This window comes from Streptomyces sp. NPDC048288, assembly GCF_043201555.1.
GTDB lineage: Bacteria > Actinomycetota > Actinomycetes > Streptomycetales > Streptomycetaceae > Streptomyces.
Map to the genome: position 1 here is coordinate 392,817 of NZ_JBICZD010000008.1, position 21,435 is coordinate 414,251.

The window sequence follows — 21,435 nt, forward strand, 5'->3', positions numbered from 1 at the left end:
GGGGCCGGGCCGGCGGGGGGCCCCGCCGCCCCCCGCCCAACACCCCCCCCGCCGCCCCCCCCCCCCCCCCGCCCCGCGCGGGGGGGGGGGGGGGGCGCCCCCCCCCCCCACCCCGCACCCCGGGCGCGTCTGTTTCCCGCAAGGGATCCCGACACCAGTCATGGCCGACCGCGCCGACCAGGCGCGCGGCGGCCCGAGAGGGAGTACGAGAAGGTGGCAGCACCTAAGAGGGGCCGGAGCGCGAGCGCCCAGAGCAAGCCAGGGCGCTCGCTGGCCCTGATCCTGATCGCCATCGTGGCGCTCACCGGCGGAATGTTCGCCTCGGGGCACACCACTCCGCGCCTGGGCATCGACCTCGCCGGCGGCACGAGCATCACGCTGCAGGCGAAGGCCGACCAAGGGTCCGCGATCAACAAGGCCAACATGGACACCGCGGTCGACATCATGAACCGCCGTGTCAACGGTCTCGGTGTCTCCGAGGCGGAGGTGCAGACCCAGGGGACGAGCAACATCATCGTCAACATCCCCAAGGGCACCAACTCCGAGGAAGCCCGTCAGCAGGTCGGCACCACCGCGAAGCTGTACTTCCGCCCGGTCCTGGCCAGCGAGGCCAGCGCCGGCGCCGCGGCGAGCGCCTCCCCGAGCGCGTCCGCCAGCGGCAGCTCCACCGCCTCGCCCAGCGCGACCCCGTCGAGCAGTGCGTCGGCGTCCGAGAAGGCGACCGGAACGTCCTCCGCGTCCCCGTCGTCCTCCGCCACCTCGCAGGGCCGGGCCGTCACCGACGCCCTGAAGGCCGACTCCACGCCGTCCTCCTCGGCCAGCGCCTCCTCCTCGGCGAGCCCCTCCGTCGACGCCTCGGCCTCCGCGAGCGCCTCGGCCGCCGCCTCGAAGCTGGAGGCCGAGTACACCGCGCTGGACTGCTCCAAGCCCGCGCAGCGCGCCACGGCCGGCAAGAAGGCCAAGCCGACCGACACGACCGTCGCCTGCGGCAAGATCTCCGGCGTCTGGTACAAGTACGTGCTCGGCCCGGCCGCCGTCGACGGCACCGAGGTCAAGAAGGCCCAGGCCGTCTACGACACCCAGGGCGCCTCCGGCTGGCAGGTCCAGATGACCTTCACCGGCAACGGGTCCAAGAAGTTCGCCGACATCACCGGCCAGCTCGCCAAGAACTCCCAGCCGCAGAACGAGTTCGGCATCGTCCTGGACGGCGAGGTCGTCTCCAGCCCGTACGTGAGCCAGTCCATCGTCGGCGGCCAGGCGGAGATCTCCGGCAGCTTCACCCAGGAAGAGGCCCAGAGCCTCGCCAACGTGCTGTCGTACGGCGCGCTCCCGCTCTCCTTCCGCGAGGAGAGCGTCACCACTGTGACCGCGGCGCTCGGCGGTGAGCAGCTGCACGCCGGTCTGCTGGCCGGTGCCATCGGCCTCGCGCTCGTCATCATCTACCTGGTGGTCTACTACCGGGGCCTGTCGCTTGTCGCGATCGCCTCGCTGCTGGTCTCCGCGGTCCTGACCTATGTGCTCATGGCCCTGCTGGGCCCGGCCATCGGCTTCGCGCTGAACCTGCCGGCCGTCTGTGGTGCCATCGTCGCGATCGGTATCACAGCGGACTCGTTCATCGTGTTCTTCGAACGCATCCGGGACGAGATCCGCGAGGGCCGCACGCTGCGCCCCGCCGTCGAGCGGGCCTGGCCGCGCGCCCGGCGCACCATCCTGGTCTCCGACTTCGTGTCGTTCCTGGCCGCCGCCGTGCTGTTCATCGTGACCGTCGGCAAGGTCCAGGGCTTCGCGTTCACCCTCGGTCTGACCACCGTGCTCGACGTCGTCGTCGTCTTCTTCTTCACCAAGCCGCTGATGACGATCCTCGCCCGGCGTAAGTTCTTCGCGGGTGGCCACAAGTGGTCCGGACTCGACCCGAAGGGCCTGGGCGCCAAGCCGCCGCTGCGCCGCACCCGCCGTCCCGCCGGTCCCGTCGCCGGCCCTGTCGACCCGAAGGAAGCGTGAGCGATGTCGAAACTCGGCAACCTCGGCGCCCGACTCCACCGCGGCGAGATCAGCTACGACTTCGTCGGCAAGCGCAAGATCTGGTACGGCATCTCCATCCTGATCACCATCACGGCCATCGTCGGCCTGGCGGTGCGCGGCCTGAACATGGGCATCGACTTCCAGGGCGGTGCCGTCTTCACCACCCCGAAGACCAGCGTCTCGGTGTCCCAGGCGGAGACCTACGCGAAGGAGGCCGCGGGCCACGAAGCGGTCGTGCAGAAGCTCGGCTCGGGCGGTCTGCGCATCCAGATCGCGGGCATGGACACCGCCAAGTCCGACGCCACCAAGGCGAAGCTCGCCAAGGACATGAACATGTCCACCGAGTCGATCGCCGCCGACCTGGTCGGCCCCAGCTGGGGTGACCAGATCGCCAACAAGGCCTGGGAGGGCCTGGCGATCTTCATGGTCCTCGTGGTGATCTACCTGGCGATCGCCTTCGAGTGGCGGATGGCGGTCGCGGCCCTGGTCGCGCTGATCCACGACATCACCATCACGACCGGTATCTACGCCCTGGTCGGCTTCGAGGTCACGCCCGGTACGGTCATCGGTCTGCTGACGATCCTCGGTTACTCGCTCTACGACACGGTCGTCGTCTTCGACAGCCTCAAGGAGCAGACGAAGGACATCACCAAGCAGACCCGGTTCACCTACAGCGACATCGCCAACCGGTCGATCAACGGCACCCTGGTCCGTTCGATCAACACCACGGTCGTCGCGCTGCTGCCGGTCGCCGGTCTGCTGTTCATCGGCGGCGGCTTCCTCGGCGCGGGCACGCTCAACGACATCTCGCTGTCGCTGTTCGTCGGTCTCGCCGCCGGTGCCTACTCCTCGATCTTCATCGCCACGCCGCTCGTCGCCGACCTCAAGGAGGCCGAGCCGCAGATGAAGGCCCTGAAGAAGCGCGTCCTCGCCAAGCGGGCCCAGGCCGCCGCCGAGGACGAGCTGGCCGAGACCCGCGCCGGTGCCGACGAGCCCGACGACGCCGCCGCGGCCGTCGTCGGCCCGCGCAACCAGCCCGCGTCCCGCACCCGGGGCGGCCGTGGCCGGCCCTCGGGGAAGCGCCGATGACCGACGTCAGGGAACTGCTGCTCAGCCGCATCCGGGACGTCGAGGACTACCCGGAGCAGGGCGTGATGTTCAAGGACATCACGCCGCTGCTCGCGGACCCGGCCGCGTTCACCGCGCTCACCGACGAACTGGCCCGGATCGCCGCCGCCACCGGCGCCACCAAGGTCGTCGGCCTGGAGGCCCGGGGCTTCATCCTGGGCGCCCCGGTCGCCGTCCGCGCCGGCCTCGGCTTCATCCCGGTCCGCAAGGCGGGCAAGCTCCCCGGAGCCACCCTGCGCCAGTCCTACGAGCTGGAGTACGGCTCGGCCGAGATCGAGGTGCACGCCGAGGACCTCGGCCGGGACGACCGGATCCTGATCGTCGACGACGTGCTCGCCACCGGCGGCACCGCCGAGGCCGCGATCCAGCTGATCCACCGGGCCGGCGCCGAGGTCGCGGGCGTCGCGGTCCTGATGGAGCTGGGCTTCCTCGGCGGCCGGGGCCGCCTGGAGCCGGCCCTGGACGGAGCGCCGCTGGAGGCCCTCCTCCAGGTCTGAGCGCCGTACGACCGGCAGAACGCCCGCCTCTCGGAGGCGGGCGTTCGCGTGTTCCGAGGGCCCCCGGCCACCCGGCGGACGCCCCGGTGGAATCCCGCTGCAGCCTCGTGTGTTTCTCCCGTATACGGTTCCCGGTCCGGCCTGCAGGAGATGACCTGGCCCAGGATCGCTACCATGGGGTCTCCGGAACCTGACCGGGGGACCCGGATCGCGCACGAGGAGCCCTCTTGCCAGACGAGGCCCAGCCACTGACAGCCGCCAAGCCCGAGCCCGCCTCGGCGCCCGCGGCCAAGCCCGCGCCGAACGTGTCGCAGACGAAGAACGACACCCGTGGGCCGGTCGAGCATGCCCAGTCCGCGCCCGCCGAGAAGTCGGCCGAGACCTCGCGCCCCAAGCCGGCCCCTCCCGAGCGCCCCGCCGCCCGCCCCAACACCGGCCAGCCCGCGCGCTCCGGCTCCTCCAACCGCGTCCGCGCCCGCCTGGCCCGCCTCGGCGTGCAGCGCGCCAACCCGTACAACCCGGTCCTGGAACCGCTGCTGCGCATAGTCCGCAGCAACGACCCCAAGATCGAGAACGCCACCCTGCGCCAGATCGAGCGCGCCTACCAGGTCGCCGAGCGCTGGCACCGCGGCCAGAAGCGCAAGAGCGGCGACCCGTACATCACGCACCCGCTCGCGGTCACCACGATCCTCGCCGAACTCGGCATGGACCCGGCGACCCTGATGGCCGGGCTGCTGCACGACACCGTCGAGGACACCGAGTACGGCCTGGAGGACCTGCGCCGCGACTTCGGCGACGTGGTCGCGCTGCTGGTCGACGGCGTCACCAAGCTGGACAAGGTCAAGTTCGGCGAGGCCGCGCAGGCCGAGACCGTGCGCAAGATGGTCGTCGCCATGGCCAAGGACCCGCGCGTCCTGGTCATCAAGCTCGCCGACCGCCTGCACAACATGCGCACCATGCGCTACCTCAAGCGCGAGAAGCAGGAGAAGAAGGCGCGCGAGACCCTGGAGATCTACGCGCCGCTCGCCCACCGCCTGGGCATGAACACCATCAAGTGGGAGCTGGAGGACCTCGCCTTCGCGATCCTCTACCCCAAGATGTACGACGAGATCGTCCGGCTGGTGGCGGAAAGGGCGCCGAAGCGCGACGAGTACCTCGCCATAGTGACCGACGAGGTCCAGTCCGACCTGCGCGCGGCCCGGATCAAGGCGACCGTCACCGGCCGCCCGAAGCACTACTACAGCGTCTACCAGAAAATGATCGTCCGCGGCCGGGACTTCGCGGAGATCTACGACCTGGTGGGCATCCGCGTCCTGGTGGACACCGTCCGCGACTGCTACGCGGCCCTGGGCACCGTCCACGCGCGCTGGAACCCGGTTCCGGGGCGCTTCAAGGACTACATCGCGATGCCCAAGTTCAACATGTACCAGTCGCTGCACACGACGGTCATCGGCCCCAACGGCAAGCCCGTCGAACTCCAGATCCGCACGTTCGACATGCACCGCCGCGCCGAGTACGGCATCGCCGCGCACTGGAAGTACAAGCAGGAGGCCGTCGCCGGCGCCTCCAAGGTGCGCACCGACGTGCCGAAGGCCGGCAAGGGCAAGGACGACCACCTCAACGACATGGCGTGGCTGCGCCAGCTCCTCGACTGGCAGAAGGAGACCGAGGACCCCAGCGAGTTCCTGGAGTCCCTGCGCTTCGACCTGTCCCGCAACGAGGTCTTCGTCTTCACGCCCAAGGGCGACGTCATAGCGCTCCCGGCCGGCTCCACCTCGGTGGACTTCGCGTACGCGGTGCACACGGAGGTCGGCCACCGGACGATAGGGGCGAGGGTCAACGGCCGTCTCGTCCCGCTGGAGTCGACGCTCGACAACGGCGACCTTGTGGAGGTCTTCACCTCCAAGGCGCCCGGCGCCGGACCCTCCCGGGACTGGCTGGGCTTCGTCAAGTCGCCGCGCGCCCGGAACAAGATCCGCGCCTGGTTCTCCAAGGAGCGCCGGGACGAGGCGATCGAGCAGGGCAAGGACGCCATCGTCCGCGCGATGCGCAAGCAGAACCTGCCGATCCAGCGCATCCTCACCGGCGACTCCCTGGTCACCCTCGCGCACGAGATGCGCTACCCGGACATCTCCTCGCTGTACGCGGCGATCGGCGAGGGCCATGTGGCCGCGCAGAACGTCGTGCAGAAGCTGGTGCAGGCGCTCGGCGGCGAGGAGGCGGCCACCGAGGAGATCGACGAGGCGGTCCCGCCGTCCCGCACCCGCGGCCGCAAGCGGCGCAGCAACCAGGACCCCGGCGTGGTCGTGAAGGGCGTCGACGACGTCTGGGTCAAGCTGGCCCGGTGCTGCACGCCGGTTCCCGGCGACCCGATCATCGGCTTCGTGACACGCGGCAGCGGGGTGTCGGTGCACCGCAGCGACTGCGTCAACGTCGAGTCGCTGTCCCGTGAGCCCGAGCGCATCCTCGAGGTCGAGTGGGCGCCCACCCAGTCCTCGGTCTTCCTGGTCGCCATCCAGGTCGAGGCCCTGGACCGCTCCCGGCTCCTGTCGGACGTCACCCGGGTGCTGTCCGATCAGCACGTCAACATCCTCTCCGCGGCCGTCCAGACCTCCCGCGACCGGGTGGCCACCTCCCGCTTCACCTTCGAGATGGGCGACCCGAAGCACCTGGGCCACGTCCTGAAGGCGGTACGGGGCGTGGAGGGCGTCTACGACGTCTACCGGGTGACCTCGGCGCGGCAGCAGCGTTAGTCCTGCGGGGCACATCTCCGTTACCGCACGGAGATTGCCCCCGGGGCGGCGGACGCCGGACCATCGGAGGAGACGTAACCGGGGGGTGGCGTGGCCGAGTTAGGGGTCATCGGGGACCGTTACGAGATCGGTCGGCAGCTGGGCGCGGGCGGCATGGGCCGGGTCTACGAGGCGCTGGACATGCGGCTGGGGCGCCGGGTCGCGGTCAAGGTGCTCAGCACCGGCCTGGCCGACGCGGACCTGCGGGAGCGCTTCATGCGCGAGGCCCGTGCGCTCGCGCGGATCAGCCACCCCAACACCGTCGTCCTGCACGACTTCGCCCTCCACGAGGACACGCCCTACCTCGTCATGGAGCTCCTGGAGGGCGTCGACCTGGCCCGGCTGCTGGGCATCCGGCGCACCCTGCCGCACGCCCTGGTCCGGGCCATCGGCGCCGGCATGACCTCCGGCCTGTCCGCCGTGCACAACGCCGGGATGCTGCACCGGGACGTGAAACCGAGCAACGTCCACCTGACCCGCGAGGGCCGGGTGGTCCTCCAGGACTTCGGCATCTCCCACCTCCTGGACGCGGCCCACTCCCGGCTGACCGCCACGGGCGCCTTCATCGGCACCCCGCTCTACATGGCGCCCGAGATCATCAGCGGTGACCGGGCCGGACCGTACTCCGACCTCTACGGCCTCGGCACCTGTCTGTACGAGATGCTCAAGGGCGAGCGCCCCTTCGACGGCGGCTCCCCGATGACCACCCTGTACCGCGTGGTCCAGGAGGAGGCGCCCTCGCTGGCCGGCGTTCCGGGCGTCCCCGACGACCTCGCCGCCCTGGTCGCCCACCTGATGGCCAAGGACCCCGCACAACGCCCGGGCGACGCCGAGGTGCGCGACCTGCTGCGCGCCCCGCCCAACGCCGCCGAACTGATCGCCGAGGCGGCCACCGGGGAACTGCGGGAACGCGCGGTGCGCGGCTTCACGGCCCCCGCCGACGAGGACCGGACGCCCACGCTCCTCCGCGCGCGGCGGCCCCTGGAAGCCCTCCCGGACGACTGGCCGCCGGCGGACGGGACGTCGCCGCCGCACACTGCCGCGGGCCGTCACCGGCGCGGCGGGAGCGAGCTGGGCCTGAGCAGCGCCACCCTCCACCAGATCCGGCGCGGTATCTCCCCGGAGATGGCCGAGGCCCGCCAGCGCGAGGCCGTCGACCTGGTGCTGCGCGGCTCCCTGGCCGAGGCGGTCGAGCTGCTCGGCACGGTCGCCGAGGTCTGCCGTACGTCCTTCGGCAGCCGCCACCCCGTGACCCTCACCTGCCACTACTGGCAGGGCGTCTGCCTGGCCCGGCTCGGGGCCGGCGGCGAGGCGGTCACCATGTTCGCCGATGTCACGTCCGCGGTGACCGAAGCGCTCCAGGAGCAGGTGTGACAGCCGGTGGCGGACCGGCGGAAGGGGGAACCGTGACCGCGATCGAGGTCCGGGTGCACGACGTGGCGGACCCGGAGACGGAATTACGCTCGCTGCTGCGCTGGCTGACGGCCGACGAGGAGGTCGGCCGCGCCGTGCACGGCAGGCTGGCCGGCTCCGCACCCGCCCGACCGGACCACCAGGGCACCCTGATCGACCTGATCTCCCTGGCGGTGAGCGGCGGACTGTCCGCGGCCCAGCTCTCCTTCGCCGTCGACCAGTGGCGCACCCAGCGCCGGGGCTCGCCCCGGGTCACCCTGCGCCGGGGCGGCCTGGAGGTCGAGGTGGACGGAAGCGACGAGGAAACCCTGCGCAAGGTCGTCGCACTGCTGGAGAGCGAGGAGCGGACCGGTGACGGCGGGACTGCCTGACCCCTCGGCCTCCGCCGCCGTCCTGATCGGGACCTCCCGCTACGCCCACCTGGCCCAGCTGCCGGCCGTGGAGAGCAACCTCGCGGAACTCGGGACCGTCCTGCAGGACCCGACGGTGTGGGGGCTGCCCGAGGCGCACACCCTGACCGTGCGCGAACCGGAGAACGCCACCGCGCTGCTCGACCCCGTGTACAGCGCGGGGGAACGGGCCGTCGACACCCTGATCGTCTACTACTGCGGGCACGGCCTGAGGGACTCGGAGTCCGCCGACCTGTATCTCGCCCTGACCGGATCACGGGAGGGCGCCGGATACACCGCGGTCGAGTACCGGCATCTGCGCAGCGCCATCCTGTCGTCCCCGGCCCGCCGCAAGATCGTCGTCCTGGACTGCTGCTTCAGCGGGCGCGCCGCGCGCACGCTCGCCGCGCCCAGCGCGCTGGCCGCCCAGGCCGGCATCCAGGGCGCCTATGTGCTCACCGCGTCCCCGAAGGACCATGTGGCGCTCGCCCCCGAGGGGGAGCGGCACACCGCGTTCACCGGCGAGCTGCTGCACGTCCTGCGGCAGGGCGTGCCCGACGCTCCCGAGACCCTGGACCTGGAGACCGTCTACCGGGCCGTGGACCATCGGCTCGGCGCCCGCAACAGGCCCCGGCCGCAGCGCAGCCAGGAGAACGACGTGGGCCGCCTGCCGCTGGTGCGCAACCGGGCCCGCGCTTCGCGACGCGCCCCGGCCGGGCCGGTGATCGACGCCGAGGTCGAGGCGGCGATGATCTCCTCGGGGCTCCAGCTGGCCCGGCTGCTCAGATCGGTGGGCCGCACCCGCGACGCCCTTCCGGTGCTGCGGATGATCCTGCAGAGCGGCACCCCGGACGCCGACGGCGACAGCGTCATCGTCCATCTGGAACTGGCCGAACTGCTCACCGAGTCGGGCCAGGACCGGCAGGCCATCGAGGTGCTGGAGAGCGCCTTCCAGCTGACGCACAAGCGGTTCGGCCCCGAGGCGGTCACGGTGTGCCGGCGCCTCGCCGAACTGCTCCAGTCCGCCGGCAACCACAGCCAGGCCTGCGAAGTGCTCCGGCACGCCCTGGACACCCTGGAACGGGGCATGCGGTCCCGCTGACGGCAGCACGCGACCCCGCCACCCGGAGAGGGCGACGGGGTCGCGTGGGGACCACGACGGGGCGCGGGACGTCAGCCGCCGAACTCCTGCAGGCCCTTGAGAGCCTGGTCCAGGAGCGCCTGGCGGCCCTCCAGCTCGCGCTCCAGCTTCTCCGCCTTGGACGCGTTGCCCTGGGCGCGGGCCTGCTCGATCTGCGCCCGCAGCTTGTCCACGGCGGCCTGCAGCTGGCCGGTCAGACCCGCGGCACGCGCGCGTGCCTCCGGGTTGGTCCGGCGCCACTCGGCCTCCTCGGCCTCCTGGATGGCCCGGTCGACCGTGTGCATCCGGCCCTCGACCTTGGGACGCGCGTCACGCGGCACATGGCCGATGGCCTCCCAGCGCTCGTTGATCGAGCGGAAGGCGGACCGCGCGGACTTCAGGTCGGTGATCGGCAGGAGCTTCTCGGCCTCGCCGGCCAGCTCCTCCTTCAGCTTCAGGTTCTCCGTCTGCTCCGCGTCCCGCTCGGCGAACGCGGAACCGCGCGCAGCGAAGAACACGTCCTGGGCGCCGCGGAAGCGGTTCCACAGGTCGTCCTCGTGCTCGCGCTGGGCGCGGCCGGCGGCCTTCCACTCCGTCATCAGCTCGCGGTAGCGCGCGGCCGTCGGCCCCCAGTCCGCCGAGTCGGACAGCGCCTCGGCCTCGGCGACCAGCTTCTCCTTGGCCTTGCGGGCGTCCTCGCGCTGCGCGTCGAGCTGCGCGAAGTGCGCCTTGCGGCGCTTGGAGAACGCCGACCGGGCGTGCGAGAAGCGGTGCCACAGCTCGTCGTCCGACTTGCGGTCCAGCCGCGGCAGACCCTTCCAGGTGTCCACCAGGGAGCGCAGCCGCTCACCGGCGGCCCGCCACTGGTCGGACTGGGCCAGCTGCTCCGCCTCGACGACCAGGTCCTCCTTGGCCTTGCGGGCCTCGTCGGACTGCTTGGCACGCTGGACCTTGCGCTCCTCGCGGCGCGAGTCCACGGTCTTCACCAGCTCGCCGAGCCTGGTGCGCAGCGCCTCCAGATCACCGACCGCGTGGTGCGCCTCCACCTGCTCGCGCAGGTGGTCGATGGCGACCTGGGCGTCCTTCGCGGACAGGTCGGTGGTCTGTACTCGCTTCTCGAGGAGGCCGATCTCGACAACCAGGCCCTCGTACTTGCGCTCGAAGTAGGCCAACGCCTCCTCAGGGGAGCCCGCCTGCCAGGAACCGACGACCTGCTCGCCGTCGGCCGTACGCACGTACACGGTCCCCGTCTCGTCGACGCGGCCCCACGGGTCGCTGCTCACAGCGCCTCCTCCACATGATGCCTGCGAGGGGCCTCTGTGCCCCCGGGCATCGTCCACAGTTTCGTCACGGCCAACATAGGCGACCAGCGGGTTGCCTGTCCGCATCCCGCGCGACCGAAATTTCGCAGTTGGTGGTCAGGATTTGGTGACCGTGGCCTTGTTGATCACGACCGTCGCGTTGGGTGCTCCGTCACCCGCTCCGGTGTTCTCACCCGCGGCGGCGATTTTCTTCAGGACCTTCAGTCCGGCCGCGTCGACCGTGCCGAACGGGGTGTAGCTGGCCGGCAACTGGCTGTCCTGGTAGACCAGGAAGAACTGGCTGCCGCCGGTGTGCTTCTGACCCGTGTTGGCCATCGCGACCGTACCCGCCGGGTAGACACCGCCCTTCAGGCTTTTGTCCTTGAGGTTCTCGTCGGGGATCGTGTACCCCGGACCGCCGCTGCCGGTGCCCGTCGGGTCACCGCACTGCAGCACGTAGATGCCGTTGGTGGTGAGCCGGTGGCACTTCGTGTGGTCGAAGTAGCCCTTCGAGGCAAGGAAGTCGAACGAGTTGACCGTGTGCGGGGCCGCCGCCGTCTTCAGCGCGATGCCGATGTCACCGCAGGTCGTCGCCAGCGTCATCGTGTAGTCGGCCGACGTGTCGATCGACATCGCCGGCTCCTTCTTCCAGCTCAGCTTCTGCACCTTGCCGGCCGCGGCCTTCTCGCACGGGTCCGGCGCCTTGCTGGCACTGGGCGAGGCGCTGGGCGTCGTCTCCGAGCTGGCGTTCGCCTTGTCGTCGTTCTTGAACACATTGGTCGTGTACAGCGCGACACTGCCGATCACGATCACGCCGAGCACGGACGCGATCACGGAGTTGCGCATGCGTGACTTGCGCCGTGCGCTGGTGCGCCGCTGCTGCTGCCGCAAGAACTTCTCCCGGGCGAGCTGACGCCGCCGCTGCTCCTGGCTGACCACCGGGTTCTCTCCTCATGCGTGTCGTGTGTCGACCGGTACGCGTGCGTCCTGAGCGCTGTGTGAGCCGACCGCTGCGTGTGCCCCGTACCGTATATGGGTTCGCTGAGGAAACGGCAGCGCCGGTAGGCTCTGGACCACAGCTTGTAGCCACCCGAACCGACACAACGAAGGACGATCGTGCTCATTGCCGGGTTCCCCGCCGGGGCCTGGGGGACGAACTGTTATCTCGTCGCCCCCGCCGCCGGTGAGGAGTGCGTGATCATCGACCCCGGCCACGAGGCCGCCGAAGGCGTCGAGGAAGCGCTGAAGAAGCATCGGCTCAAGCCCGTCGCCGTCGTCCTCACCCATGGCCATCTCGACCACGTGGCCTCGGTCGTCCCCGTCTGCGGAGCGCACGACGTACCGGCCTGGATCCACCCCGAGGACCGGTACATGATGAGCGACCCCGAGAAGGCGCTCGGCCGGTCCATCGGCACGCAGCTGATGGGCGAGCTGACGGTGGGGGAGCCGGCCGACGTGAAGGCACTGACCGACGGCGCGCGGCTCGCGCTGGCCGGTCTTGAGTTCTCCGTCGCGCACGCGCCGGGCCATACCAGGGGGTCGGTGACGTTCCGGATGCCGGAGACTCCCGAGATCCCCTCGGTGTTCTTCTCCGGTGATCTGCTCTTCGCCGGCTCCATCGGACGCACGGACCTGCCGGGCGGCTCCATGGACGACATGCTCGCCTCGCTGGCCCGCGTGTGCCTGCCGCTCGACGACTCCACCGTGGTGCTGTCCGGCCACGGCCCCCAGACGACCATCGGCCAGGAGCGCGCCGCCAATCCGTACCTACGGGAGCTGGCCGCCGGCCCGGGAGCGAACGCCGATGCCGCTCCCCGACGAGGAATGTGACGAGAGACCTTCCGTGAGCACCTTTCAGGCCCCCAAGGGCACGTACGACCTGATCCCGCCGGACAGCGCCACGTACCTGGCCGTCCGTGAGGCGATCGCCGCTCCGCTGCGCAACTCCGGCTACGGCTACATCGAGACCCCGGGCTTCGAGAACGTCGAGCTCTTCGCGCGCGGTGTCGGCGAGTCCACCGACATCGTCACCAAGGAGATGTACGCCTTCGAGACCAAGGGCGGCGACAAGCTGGCCCTGCGTCCCGAAGGCACGGCCTCCGTGCTGCGCGCCGCCCTGGAGGCGAACCTCCACAAGACCGGGAACCTCCCCGTCAAGCTCTGGTACTCCGGCTCGTACTACCGCTACGAGCGTCCGCAGAAGGGCCGTTACCGCCACTTCTCGCAGGTCGGTGCCGAGGCGATCGGCGCCGAGGACCCGGCGCTGGACGCCGAGCTGATCATCCTCGCCGACCAGGCGTACCGCTCGCTGGGCCTCAGCAACTTCCGCATCCTGCTGAACAGCCTGGGCGACAAGGAGTGCCGCCCGGTCTACCGCGCGGCCCTGCAGGACTTCCTGCGCGGCCTGGACCTGGACGAGGACACCCTGCGCCGGGCCGAGATCAACCCGCTGCGCGTCCTGGACGACAAGCGTGAATCGGTCCAGAAGCAGCTGGGTGACGCGCCCCTGCTGCGGGACTACCTCTGCGACGCCTGCAAGGCGTACCACGAGGAGGTCCGCGAACTGATCACGGCGGCGGGCGTCTCCTTCGAGGACGACCCGAAGCTGGTCCGCGGCCTGGACTACTACACGCGTACGACCTTCGAGTTCGTCCACGACGGTCTGGGCTCCCAGTCCGCGGTGGGCGGCGGCGGCCGCTACGACGGACTGTCCGAGATGATCGGCGGCCCCGCGCTGCCGTCCGTCGGCTGGGCCCTCGGCGTCGACCGCACGGTCCTCGCCCTGGAGGCCGAGGGCATCGAACTCGCCCTCCCCTCCGCCACCAGCGTCTTCGCGGTACCGCTGGGCGAGGAGGCCCGCCGGGTCCTCTTCGCCAAGGTCACCGAACTGCGCCGGGTCGGCGTCGCGGCGGACTTCTCCTACGGCGCCAAGGGCCTCAAGGGCGCCATGAAGAACGCCAACCGCAGCGGGGCCCGCTACACCATCGTGGCCGGCGAGCGCGACCTCGCCGAGGGCGTCGTCCAGCTGAAGGACATGGAGTCCGGCGAGCAGACGGCGGTGGGCGTGAACGAGATCGTGGCGGAACTGGAGTCCAGGCTGGGCTGACGGCCCGCCGGGGCGGCGGGGGTGCTCTCGGGCACCCCGCCACCCCCGGTCAGCCGTCGCGCCGGCTCTTCCACCGGAAGGTCAGCAGACACAGCACCAGTCCGCCGACGCACCAGGCGGCCAGCACCAGCGCGATCCGCCCGAACTCCCAGTCGCCCGCCTGCTCCAGAGCCTTCGCCGAGTCGGGCAGGAACACCCCGCGCAGGCCCTGGCACAGCCACTTCAGCGGGAACAGCGCGCCGATGTCGAGCATCCAGCCGGGAATGGTGTCGACCGAGATGTAGACCCCGGAGATGAACTGCAGGACCAGGAACGGCAGTACGACCACCGAGCTGGCGCTCCTGGCCGACTTCGGCACCGAGCTGATCGCGATGCCGAGCAGCGCGCATCCGGTCAGCCCCAGCACGAAGATCCAGGCGAAGTCCAGCCAGCGCCCCGCGTCCGACGGGAGCGAGACGTCGTAGAACGTGGTGCCGACGGCGAGCAGGATCGCCGTCTCCAGGACGCCCGTGAAGAGCACCAGCCAGATCTTGCCCAGGAAGTAGGCGGACGGCGGCATCGGCGTCCCGCGCAGCCGGCGCAGGACCCTCTCGTCCCGTTCCACCGCGATGGAGATGCCCAGCGACTGGAAGCTCGTCGACATGATCCCGGAGGCCATCATGGCCGGCACGTACAGCTGGGACGCCGTGACCCCGCTGCCCTCGACGTCGTCGTGGAAGATCGACGCGAAGAGGAAGAGGAAGACGACCGGGAAGGCGAAGGTGAAGACGACCTGGTCGCGCTGGCGGAAGAACTGCCGGATCTCCAGGGCGCCCCGGCGCAGCCCGAGCGGCCAGGCGCCCGGCAGGCGGGCGTCGCCGTCGCGGGTCCGGGCGGGCGCGGTGGTCGTCGCGGTCATCGCGCGGCCTCCTGTCCGGTCAGCCTGAGGTAGACGTCCTCCAGGGTGGGGCGGCTCACCCGCAGCCCCGGGATCTCGCCGTCGAAGCGCCGCATGAGCTCACCGACCGTCCTGGTCGGGGTCTGTGTGTGCTCCGCGCGCGTGGTGCCGTCGGGGTCGGTCCACTCGACGGTGGCGCCGGTGCCGAAGCGGTCCCGGAGTTCCTGCGGCTCGCCCTCGGCGACCACCCGGCCCCGGGCGACGATCGCCAGCCGGTCGGCGAGGGCCTCCGCCTCCTCCAGGTAGTGGGTGGTGAGCAGGATCGTCGTGCCCTCGTCCGCGAGGAGGCGGATCAGCTCCCAGAACCGGCGCCTGGCCGCCGGGTCGAAACCGGTGGTCGGCTCGTCCAGGAGCAGCAGCTCGGGTCCGCCGATCACCCCCAGCGCCACGTCCAGGCGGCGGCGCTGGCCGCCCGAGAGGGCCTTGATCCGGCTGTCCGCCCTGGCCTCCAGACCGACCAGCCCGATCACCTCCTCCGGGTCGCGCGGCCTGGGGTAGTAGTGCGCGAAATGCCGTACCGTCTCGCGGACCGTCAACTCGGCGGGCGCCGATTCGTCCTGCCAGACGATGCCCACACGGGACCTCCACGCGCGCGTGCCCGCCGCCGGGTCCGCGCCCAGGACCGTGACCTCGCCCGCGTCCCGGGTCCGGTTGCCCTGGAGGATCTCCACCGTCGTGCTCTTGCCCGCTCCGTTGGGCCCGAGCAGGCCGAACACCTCGCCGCGCCGGATGCCCAGATCGATGCCGTCCACCGCGGTCACGTCGCCGTACCGCTTGCGCAGCCCCCGGACGTCCACCGCGAATTCGTTCGCGTGTGCTGTCATGCCACGAGGGTCGGCCAGAACCGAGCGTTCCGGGACCTCCTTGCGTACTTCCTTATGCGCACCGAACGGTGGACAGGGCGCCTCGTGCGGCACAATGGCCCCTGCCCGAAGAAGTTCCAACTCTCAAACAGACGGAATCGGCGTGATGAGCAAGACGACAGTCAAGGACGTCTCCACCGAGCCCGAGCCCGAGCACGCCTCCGCGGCACCGCGCACGGAGGGCGGCAGTCTCGCCTTCGCGCTGCTGCTGATCATCACGGGCGCCGCCGGCCTGCTGGCCGCCTGGGTCATCACGATCGACAAGTTCAAGCTGCTGGAAGCCAAGGTCGAGGGCAAGACGTTCACCCCCGGGTGCAGCCTCAACCCGGTCGTCTCCTGCGGCAGCGTCATGGAGTCCAAGCAGGCCGCCGCCTTCGGCTTCCCGAACCCGATGCTCGGCCTGGTCTGCTACGGCATCGTCATCTGCGTCGGCATGAGCCTGCTGGCCCGCGCCCGCTTCCCGCGCTGGTACTGGCTGACCTTCAACTTCGGCACGCTCTTCGGCGTGGGCTTCTGCACCTGGCTGCAGTTCCAGTCCCTGTACCGGATCAACGCGCTGTGCCTGTGGTGCTCGCTGGCCTGGGTCGCCACGATCACCATGTTCTGGTACGTGACCTCCTTCAACATCCGCAAGAGCTTCCTGCCTGCCCCGAACTGGCTGAAGTCCTTCTTCGGCGAGTTCACCTGGGTGCTGCCGGTCCTGCACATCGGCATCATCGGCATGCTGATCCTGACCCGCTGGTGGGACTTCTGGACCAGCTGACAGCGCGCGCCGCGTTGTCAGTGCGGTGATTTAGGGTTTCAGCGTGGAACCCGACCTGTTCACCGCAGCCGCCGAAGAACGCCAGGAGAAGGACCCGACCGGCAGTCCCCTGGCGGTGCGGATGCGTCCGCGCACCCTCGACGAGGTGGTGGGCCAGCAGCACCTGCTGAAGCCGGGATCCCCGCTGCGCAGACTGGTCGGCGAGGGCAGCGGCGGTCCCGCCGGACCCTCGTCCGTCATCCTCTGGGGACCGCCCGGCACCGGCAAGACGACCCTGGCGTACGTCGTCTCCAAGGCCACCAACAAGCGGTTCGTGGAACTCTCCGCGATCACCGCCGGGGTCAAGGAGGTCCGCGCGGTCATCGACGGCGCCCGCCGCGCCACCGGGGGATACGGCAAGGAGACCGTCCTCTTCCTCGACGAGATCCACCGCTTCAGCAAGGCCCAGCAGGACTCCCTGCTCCCGGCCGTCGAGAACCGCTGGGTCACCCTGATCGCCGCCACCACCGAGAACCCGTACTTCTCGGTGATCTCCCCGCTGCTCTCCCGCTCGCTGCTCCTCACCCTCGAACCCCTCACCGACGACGACGTGCGCGGCCTGCTGCGCCGGGCCCTCACCGACGAACGCGGTCTCAAGGACGCCGTCACCCTCCCCGAGGACACCGAGGAACACCTGCTGCGGATCGCCGGCGGCGACGCCCGCCGCGCCCTGACCGCCCTGGAGGCCGCCGCCGGGGCCGCCCTCGACAAGGGCGAGCAGGAGATCGGCCTGCAGACCCTGGAGGAGGTCGTCGACCGCGCCGCGGTGAAGTACGACCGCGACGGCGACCAGCACTACGACGTCGCCAGCGCCCTCATCAAGTCCATCAGGGGCTCCGACGTGGACGCGGCCCTGCACTACCTGGCCCGGATGATCGAGGCCGGCGAGGACCCCCGCTTCATCGCCCGCCGCCTGATGATCTCGGCGAGCGAGGACATCGGCCTCGCCGACCCGAACGCCCTGCCCATGGCCGTGGCCGCCGCCCAGGCCGTCGCGATGATCGGCTTCCCCGAGGCCGCCCTCACCCTCAGCCACGTCACCATCGCCCTCGCGCTGGCCCCCAAGTCCAACTCCGCGACCATGGCGATCGGCGCCGCCCTGGAGGACGTCCGCAAGGGCCTGGCCGGCCAGGTGCCCCCGCACCTGCGTGACGGCCACTACAAGGGCGCCGCCAAGCTCGGCCACGCACAGGGCTACGTCTACCCGCACGACCTGCCCGAGGGCATCGCCGAGCAGCAGTACGCCCCGGACCCGATCAAGGACCGCGAGTACTACACCCCGACCCGGCACGGCGCCGAGGCCCGCTACGCCGACGCCGTCGAGTGGACCCGGAACCACCTCGGTCGCAGGCGGTCCTGAGCAGCCTGTAGAATCCCTCGAAGCGCTGAGTCCCGCGCTGTCAGAGCGGGACAACCAGCCGGAACCTCCGCAAGGGGGATCCAGGAGCGTCGCGCACCGTCGAACGGTGTCGCGGGCCGCCCACCACCATCCGTCGCACGACGGGACCGGTCGGTGGGCCACTCGCGTGCTGCACGTATGTGCCCAGACCAGGGGAGCGGCTGCCCACCAGGCCCGGCAACGGGTCCCGGCGGGTTTCCCCGGCTGCGGATTGCGACCTCCCTCAACCCTGACAAGCCGAATAGTCAGAAGGAAGAAAGAGACAGTGGCGAACCAGTCCCGCCCCAAGGTCAAGAAGTCGCGTGCCCTCGGCATCGCGCTGACCCCGAAGGCCGTCAAGTACTTCGAGGCCCGTCCCTACCCGCCGGGTGAGCACGGCCGCGGCCGCAAGCAGAACTCGGACTACAAGGTCCGTCTGCTGGAGAAGCAGCGTCTGCGCGCGCAGTACGACATCTCCGAGCGTCAGCTGGTCCGCGCCTACGAGCGTGCCTCCAAGGTGCAGGGCAAGACCGGTGAGGCTCTGATCGTCGAGCTCGAGCGCCGCCTCGACGCGCTGGTCCTGCGTTCGGGCATCGCCCGCACGATCTACCAGGCCCGCCAGATGGTCGTCCACGGCCACATCCAGGTCAACGGCCAGAAGACCGACAAGCCGTCCTTCCGGGTCCGCCCGGACGACGTCGTGCAGGTCCGCGACCGTTCCAAGGACAAGACGCTCTTCCAGGTCGCCCGTGAGGGTGGCTTCGCCCCCGACGGCGAGACCCCCCGCTACCTGCAGGTGAACCTCAAGGCCCTGGCGTTCCGCCTGGACCGCGAGCCGAACCGCAAGGAAGTTCCGGTCATCTGCGACGAGCAGCTCGTCGTCGAGTACTACGCCCGCTGATCACCGGCCGGGTGTAGCACCGCAGCGTCAGCCCGCCGTCTCCCCGCCCTTCCGGGTGGGCGAGGCGGCGGGCTTCCGCATGTCGGCGGCGTCCCGCCGCTGCCGCACCGGCCCGCGCGGTGTCGGCAGCGCCTCCAGCGGCCGGACCCCGAAGTACCCCAGCGCCCGGGCCACCGCCGCCTCCCGGTCCAGCCCGGTGCCCTGCCGTACGCACTCCGCGTACCGCTCGTCGCCCAGCGCCCGCCGGGCCGTCGCCTCGCACAGCTCGTGCGGGGCGTTGTAGTACGCCGAGCCGAACAGCGGCAGCCCCACCGACGGCCACATCCGCCCGGCCGCGCCCTGCAGCACCGCCGCCTCCGCCGGATCGCCCTGCGCCACCGTCACCAGGGCGAGCAGCTCGATCGACAGCACCGAACCCAGCAGGTCACGGAAGCCGTGCGCATGGCGCAGACAGTCCGTCAGCAGTTCGCGGGCGGCCGGGTGGTCGCCGTCCTGCCAGGCCGCGTACGCCAGGACGTACAGCGCGTACGAGCGGGCCCAGTGCTCGCCGTGGTCCTCGCACACCCGGCGCACGTCCTCGCACAGCCGCACCGCGGCCGGCAGATCACCGAGGAACGCCCGGGTCATCGCGAGTTCGACCTGGCCCATCAGCACATTGCTGTTCAGCTCGCCGATCTCCTGGTAGCGGTCGAGAGCCGAACGCAGCAGGGTCTCCGCGCGGGGCATGTCATCGGTGACCAGGGCCAGGCAGCCGGTGCGGTGCTCCGCGTACGCCACCGCCGTCGGGTCGGCGACCAGCTCGGCCTCCTCACGGCACTCCTGGAGCGCGGCCAGCGCGGGCACCGCGTCCCCCTGGAGGATCGCCACATAGCCGAGCACCCACAGCGCCTTCAGCCGGGACTGCGGATACTCCGAGTCCAGCTCCAGGCTCCGCTCCAGCCAGCGCCGGCCCTCCGAGAGCCGGCCGCAGCCCGCCCAGTAGAACCACAGCGAGCCCGCCAGGTACTGGCCCAGGTGCGCCTCGTCCGGCTCGGTCAGGCAGTGGTCCAGGGCGGCCCGCAGATTCGGCAGCTCGGCCTCGACCCGCGCGGCCACCTCGCCCTGCCGGGGCGAGAACCAGTCCAGCTCGCACCAGGTCGCCAGGCCCATGAACCAGTCCCGGTGGCGGCGCCGCAGCCGGCCCGCGTCCCCCGTCGCCGCCAGCCAGTCCGCGCCGTACGCCCGCACGGTGTCGAGCATCCGGTAGCGCACGCCCGTCGGGGTCTCCTCCCGCGCCACCACCGACTGCGCGAGCAGCTCCGCCAGCACGTCCAGGACGTCCTCGGACGCCAGCCCCTCCCCGCCGCACACGTACTCGGCGGCCTCCAGCTCGAAGGTCTGCGCGAACACCGACAGCCGCGACCACAGCAACCGCTCGGCCGGGGAGCACAGTTCATGGCTCCAGCCGATCGCCGTGCGCAGCGTCCGGTGCCGGGCGAGCCCGTCCCGCCCGCCGCCCGTCAGCAGCCGGAACCGGTCGTCGAGCCGCTCCAGCAGCTGCCCGGGCGACAGCGCCCGCAGCCGCCCGGCCGCCAGCTCGATCGCCAGCGGGATCCCGTCCAGGCGCCGGCACACCTCCCGTACGTCCGCGCGGTCCCGCACGTCAAGACCCTGCCGCCCGGCACGCTCGGCGAACAGCTCCACCGCCTCGTCCTCGCCGAGCGGCGCCAGCGGGAACAGCCGCTCGCCCGCCACCCCGAGCGGCCGCCGCCCCACCGCCAGCACGGTCAGCTCGGGCAGCCGGCGCAGCAGCTCGGCCACCAGCTCCGCGCACGCGTCGGCCAGATGCTCGCACCCGTCCAGCAGCAGCAGGATCCGGCGGGCGGCCAGGTGCTCCAGCAGCGCCTCGCGCGGCAGCCGGGTGGTGTGGTCGGTCAGGCCCAGCGCCTCCACGACCGCGTACTCCACGAACTCCGGGTCGCGCACCGGCGCCAGCTCCACCCGCCACACCCCGTCCCGGGGCGCCGCGCCGGCCGCCGCCCGGGCCGCGAGCCGCGACTTGCCGACCCCGCCGACCCCGGTCACCGTCACCAGCCGGGCGGACTCCAGGGCCCGGGCCAGCTCGCCGAGTTCGGCCGACCGGCCCACGAAGGCGGTGAGTTCCAGGGGCAGATTGCCGTCCGCCGAAGAGCCGGGGCGCTGAGGACCTCGCATGGGACACGGAGCGTACTTAACCGTGTTCGGTCCGTACAATCGCTTCCCGGAAGTCCGCCTGCCACGCGCGGTAATCCGGTACGGAGCCCCACCCCCGGCGCGATAGGCTCGGTGCAGACTTTTCGATGTTGAGGCACGTTTCAGGGAGCGGGTGCGCGCAGTGTCCGGTGGAGAGGTGGCCGGGATCCTGGTGGCCGTCTTCTGGGCGATCCTGGTCTCCTTCCTCGCCGTCGCACTGGCGAGGCTGGCCCAGACGCTCAAGGCGACCACCAAGCTCGTGGCGGACGTGACCGACCAGGCCGTCCCGCTGCTCGCCGACGCCTCCGCGGCCGTACGCTCCGCGCAGACCCAGATCGACCGGGTCGACGCGATCGCCTCGGACGTCCAGGAGGTCACCTCCAACGCCTCCGCGCTGTCCTCCACCGTCGCCACCACCTTCGGCGGCCCGCTGGTCAAGGTCGCGGCCTTCGGCTACGGCGTGCGCCGGGCGCTGTCCGGCCGCAAGGCGGACGTGCCCGTGAAGGAGCCCAGGCGTACCGTGATCGTGGGCCGGACGGTCCCGGCCGCACGGCGGAAGAACCGGGGAAAGTAGG

At 71.2% G+C, this 21,435-nt stretch carries 18 protein-coding genes; 13 read left to right on the top strand and 5 right to left on the bottom strand.

Annotated features, from left to right (window positions below):
• Positions 1–213: 213 nt before the first annotated feature.
• From secD to ACGFZS_RS29465, 7 genes are all read left to right on the top strand, one after another.
• On the top strand, positions 214–2,001 hold the full coding sequence (gene secD, locus ACGFZS_RS29435; RefSeq protein ID WP_393797642.1) for a protein translocase subunit SecD: 1,788 nt from the start codon (positions 214–216) through the stop codon (positions 1,999–2,001).
• A gap of 3 nt (positions 2,002–2,004) precedes the next feature.
• Complete coding sequence (gene secF / locus ACGFZS_RS29440) at positions 2,005–3,111, top strand: protein translocase subunit SecF (RefSeq protein WP_393797643.1); 1,107 nt, start codon at positions 2,005–2,007, stop codon at positions 3,109–3,111.
• On the top strand, positions 3,108–3,647 hold the full coding sequence (locus ACGFZS_RS29445) for an adenine phosphoribosyltransferase (protein WP_355729280.1): 540 nt from the start codon (positions 3,108–3,110) through the stop codon (positions 3,645–3,647). The genes secF and ACGFZS_RS29445 overlap by 4 nt, the downstream gene beginning before the upstream one ends.
• Positions 3,648–3,874: 227 nt before the next feature.
• Positions 3,875–6,400: a RelA/SpoT family protein gene (locus ACGFZS_RS29450; RefSeq protein WP_393797644.1), complete on the top strand. Its 2,526-nt coding sequence runs from the start codon at positions 3,875–3,877 to the stop codon at positions 6,398–6,400.
• Between the two features lie 90 nt (positions 6,401–6,490).
• Complete coding sequence (locus tag ACGFZS_RS29455) at positions 6,491–7,813, top strand: serine/threonine-protein kinase (RefSeq protein WP_393797645.1); 1,323 nt, start codon at positions 6,491–6,493, stop codon at positions 7,811–7,813.
• Positions 7,814–7,845: 32 nt separating this feature from the next.
• The gene (locus ACGFZS_RS29460) at positions 7,846–8,223 is read left to right on the top strand and encodes a hypothetical protein (RefSeq protein WP_393661780.1); all 378 of its coding nucleotides are present in this window, start codon (positions 7,846–7,848) and stop codon (positions 8,221–8,223) included.
• Entirely contained in the window at positions 8,204–9,343 is a 1,140-nt protein-coding gene (locus tag ACGFZS_RS29465) for a caspase family protein (RefSeq protein WP_393797646.1), read from the top strand. The genes ACGFZS_RS29460 and ACGFZS_RS29465 overlap by 20 nt, the downstream gene beginning before the upstream one ends.
• Positions 9,344–9,414: 71 nt before the next feature.
• On the opposite strand, the gene ACGFZS_RS29470 is transcribed toward ACGFZS_RS29465, so the two are convergent.
• On the bottom strand, positions 9,415–10,644 hold the full coding sequence (locus ACGFZS_RS29470) for a DUF349 domain-containing protein (RefSeq protein ID WP_393797647.1): 1,230 nt from the start codon (positions 10,642–10,644) through the stop codon (positions 9,415–9,417).
• Positions 10,645–10,779: 135 nt separating this feature from the next.
• Positions 10,780–11,601, bottom strand: a complete 822-nt coding sequence (locus tag ACGFZS_RS29475) for a peptidylprolyl isomerase (RefSeq protein WP_393797648.1) — start codon at positions 11,599–11,601, stop codon at positions 10,780–10,782.
• A 177-nt stretch (positions 11,602–11,778) separates the two neighbouring features.
• Here ACGFZS_RS29475 and ACGFZS_RS29480 point away from each other — a divergent pair, with 177 nt between their 5' ends.
• Both ACGFZS_RS29480 and hisS read left to right on the top strand, forming a co-directional pair.
• Positions 11,779–12,492 (top strand): MBL fold metallo-hydrolase, encoded by a 714-nt coding sequence (locus ACGFZS_RS29480; protein WP_393797649.1) that lies wholly within the window; start codon positions 11,779–11,781, stop codon positions 12,490–12,492.
• A 13-nt stretch (positions 12,493–12,505) separates the two neighbouring features.
• A complete protein-coding gene (hisS, locus tag ACGFZS_RS29485) occupies positions 12,506–13,768 on the top strand; it encodes a histidine--tRNA ligase (RefSeq protein ID WP_365685167.1) in 1,263 nt (420 codons plus the stop codon).
• Positions 13,769–13,817: 49 nt separating this feature from the next.
• On the opposite strand, the gene ACGFZS_RS29490 is transcribed toward hisS, so the two are convergent.
• Both ACGFZS_RS29490 and ACGFZS_RS29495 read right to left on the bottom strand, forming a co-directional pair.
• Positions 13,818–14,666, bottom strand: coding sequence for an ABC transporter permease (locus ACGFZS_RS29490; protein WP_393797650.1), 849 nt, complete (start codon positions 14,664–14,666; stop codon positions 13,818–13,820).
• Positions 14,663–15,529, bottom strand: a complete 867-nt coding sequence (locus ACGFZS_RS29495) for an ABC transporter ATP-binding protein (protein WP_393797651.1) — start codon at positions 15,527–15,529, stop codon at positions 14,663–14,665. Before ACGFZS_RS29495 ends, ACGFZS_RS29490 begins: the two co-directional genes overlap by 4 nt.
• A 145-nt stretch (positions 15,530–15,674) precedes the next feature.
• On the opposite strand from ACGFZS_RS29495, the gene ACGFZS_RS29500 reads away from it, so the two are divergent.
• The 3 genes from ACGFZS_RS29500 (at position 15,675) to rpsD (ending at position 18,649) form a co-directional block, all read left to right on the top strand.
• Positions 15,675–16,331, top strand: a complete 657-nt coding sequence (locus ACGFZS_RS29500; RefSeq protein WP_365685162.1) for a vitamin K epoxide reductase family protein — start codon at positions 15,675–15,677, stop codon at positions 16,329–16,331.
• 43 nt (positions 16,332–16,374) lie between these two features.
• Entirely contained in the window at positions 16,375–17,730 is a 1,356-nt protein-coding gene (locus tag ACGFZS_RS29505; protein ID WP_393537913.1) for a replication-associated recombination protein A, read from the top strand.
• Positions 17,731–18,034: 304 nt separating this feature from the next.
• Positions 18,035–18,649: a 30S ribosomal protein S4 gene (rpsD, locus tag ACGFZS_RS29510; RefSeq protein ID WP_046726586.1), complete on the top strand. Its 615-nt coding sequence runs from the start codon at positions 18,035–18,037 to the stop codon at positions 18,647–18,649.
• 27 nt (positions 18,650–18,676) lie between these two features.
• Here the strand turns inward: rpsD and ACGFZS_RS29515 are convergent, their stop codons facing one another.
• A complete protein-coding gene (locus tag ACGFZS_RS29515; RefSeq protein ID WP_393661791.1) occupies positions 18,677–20,842 on the bottom strand; it encodes an ATP-binding protein in 2,166 nt (721 codons plus the stop codon).
• 151 nt (positions 20,843–20,993) lie between these two features.
• Here ACGFZS_RS29515 and ACGFZS_RS29520 point away from each other — a divergent pair, with 151 nt between their 5' ends.
• Entirely contained in the window at positions 20,994–21,434 is a 441-nt protein-coding gene (locus ACGFZS_RS29520; protein WP_355725835.1) for a DUF948 domain-containing protein, read from the top strand.
• The last annotated feature ends 1 nt before the right edge of the window (position 21,435 follow it).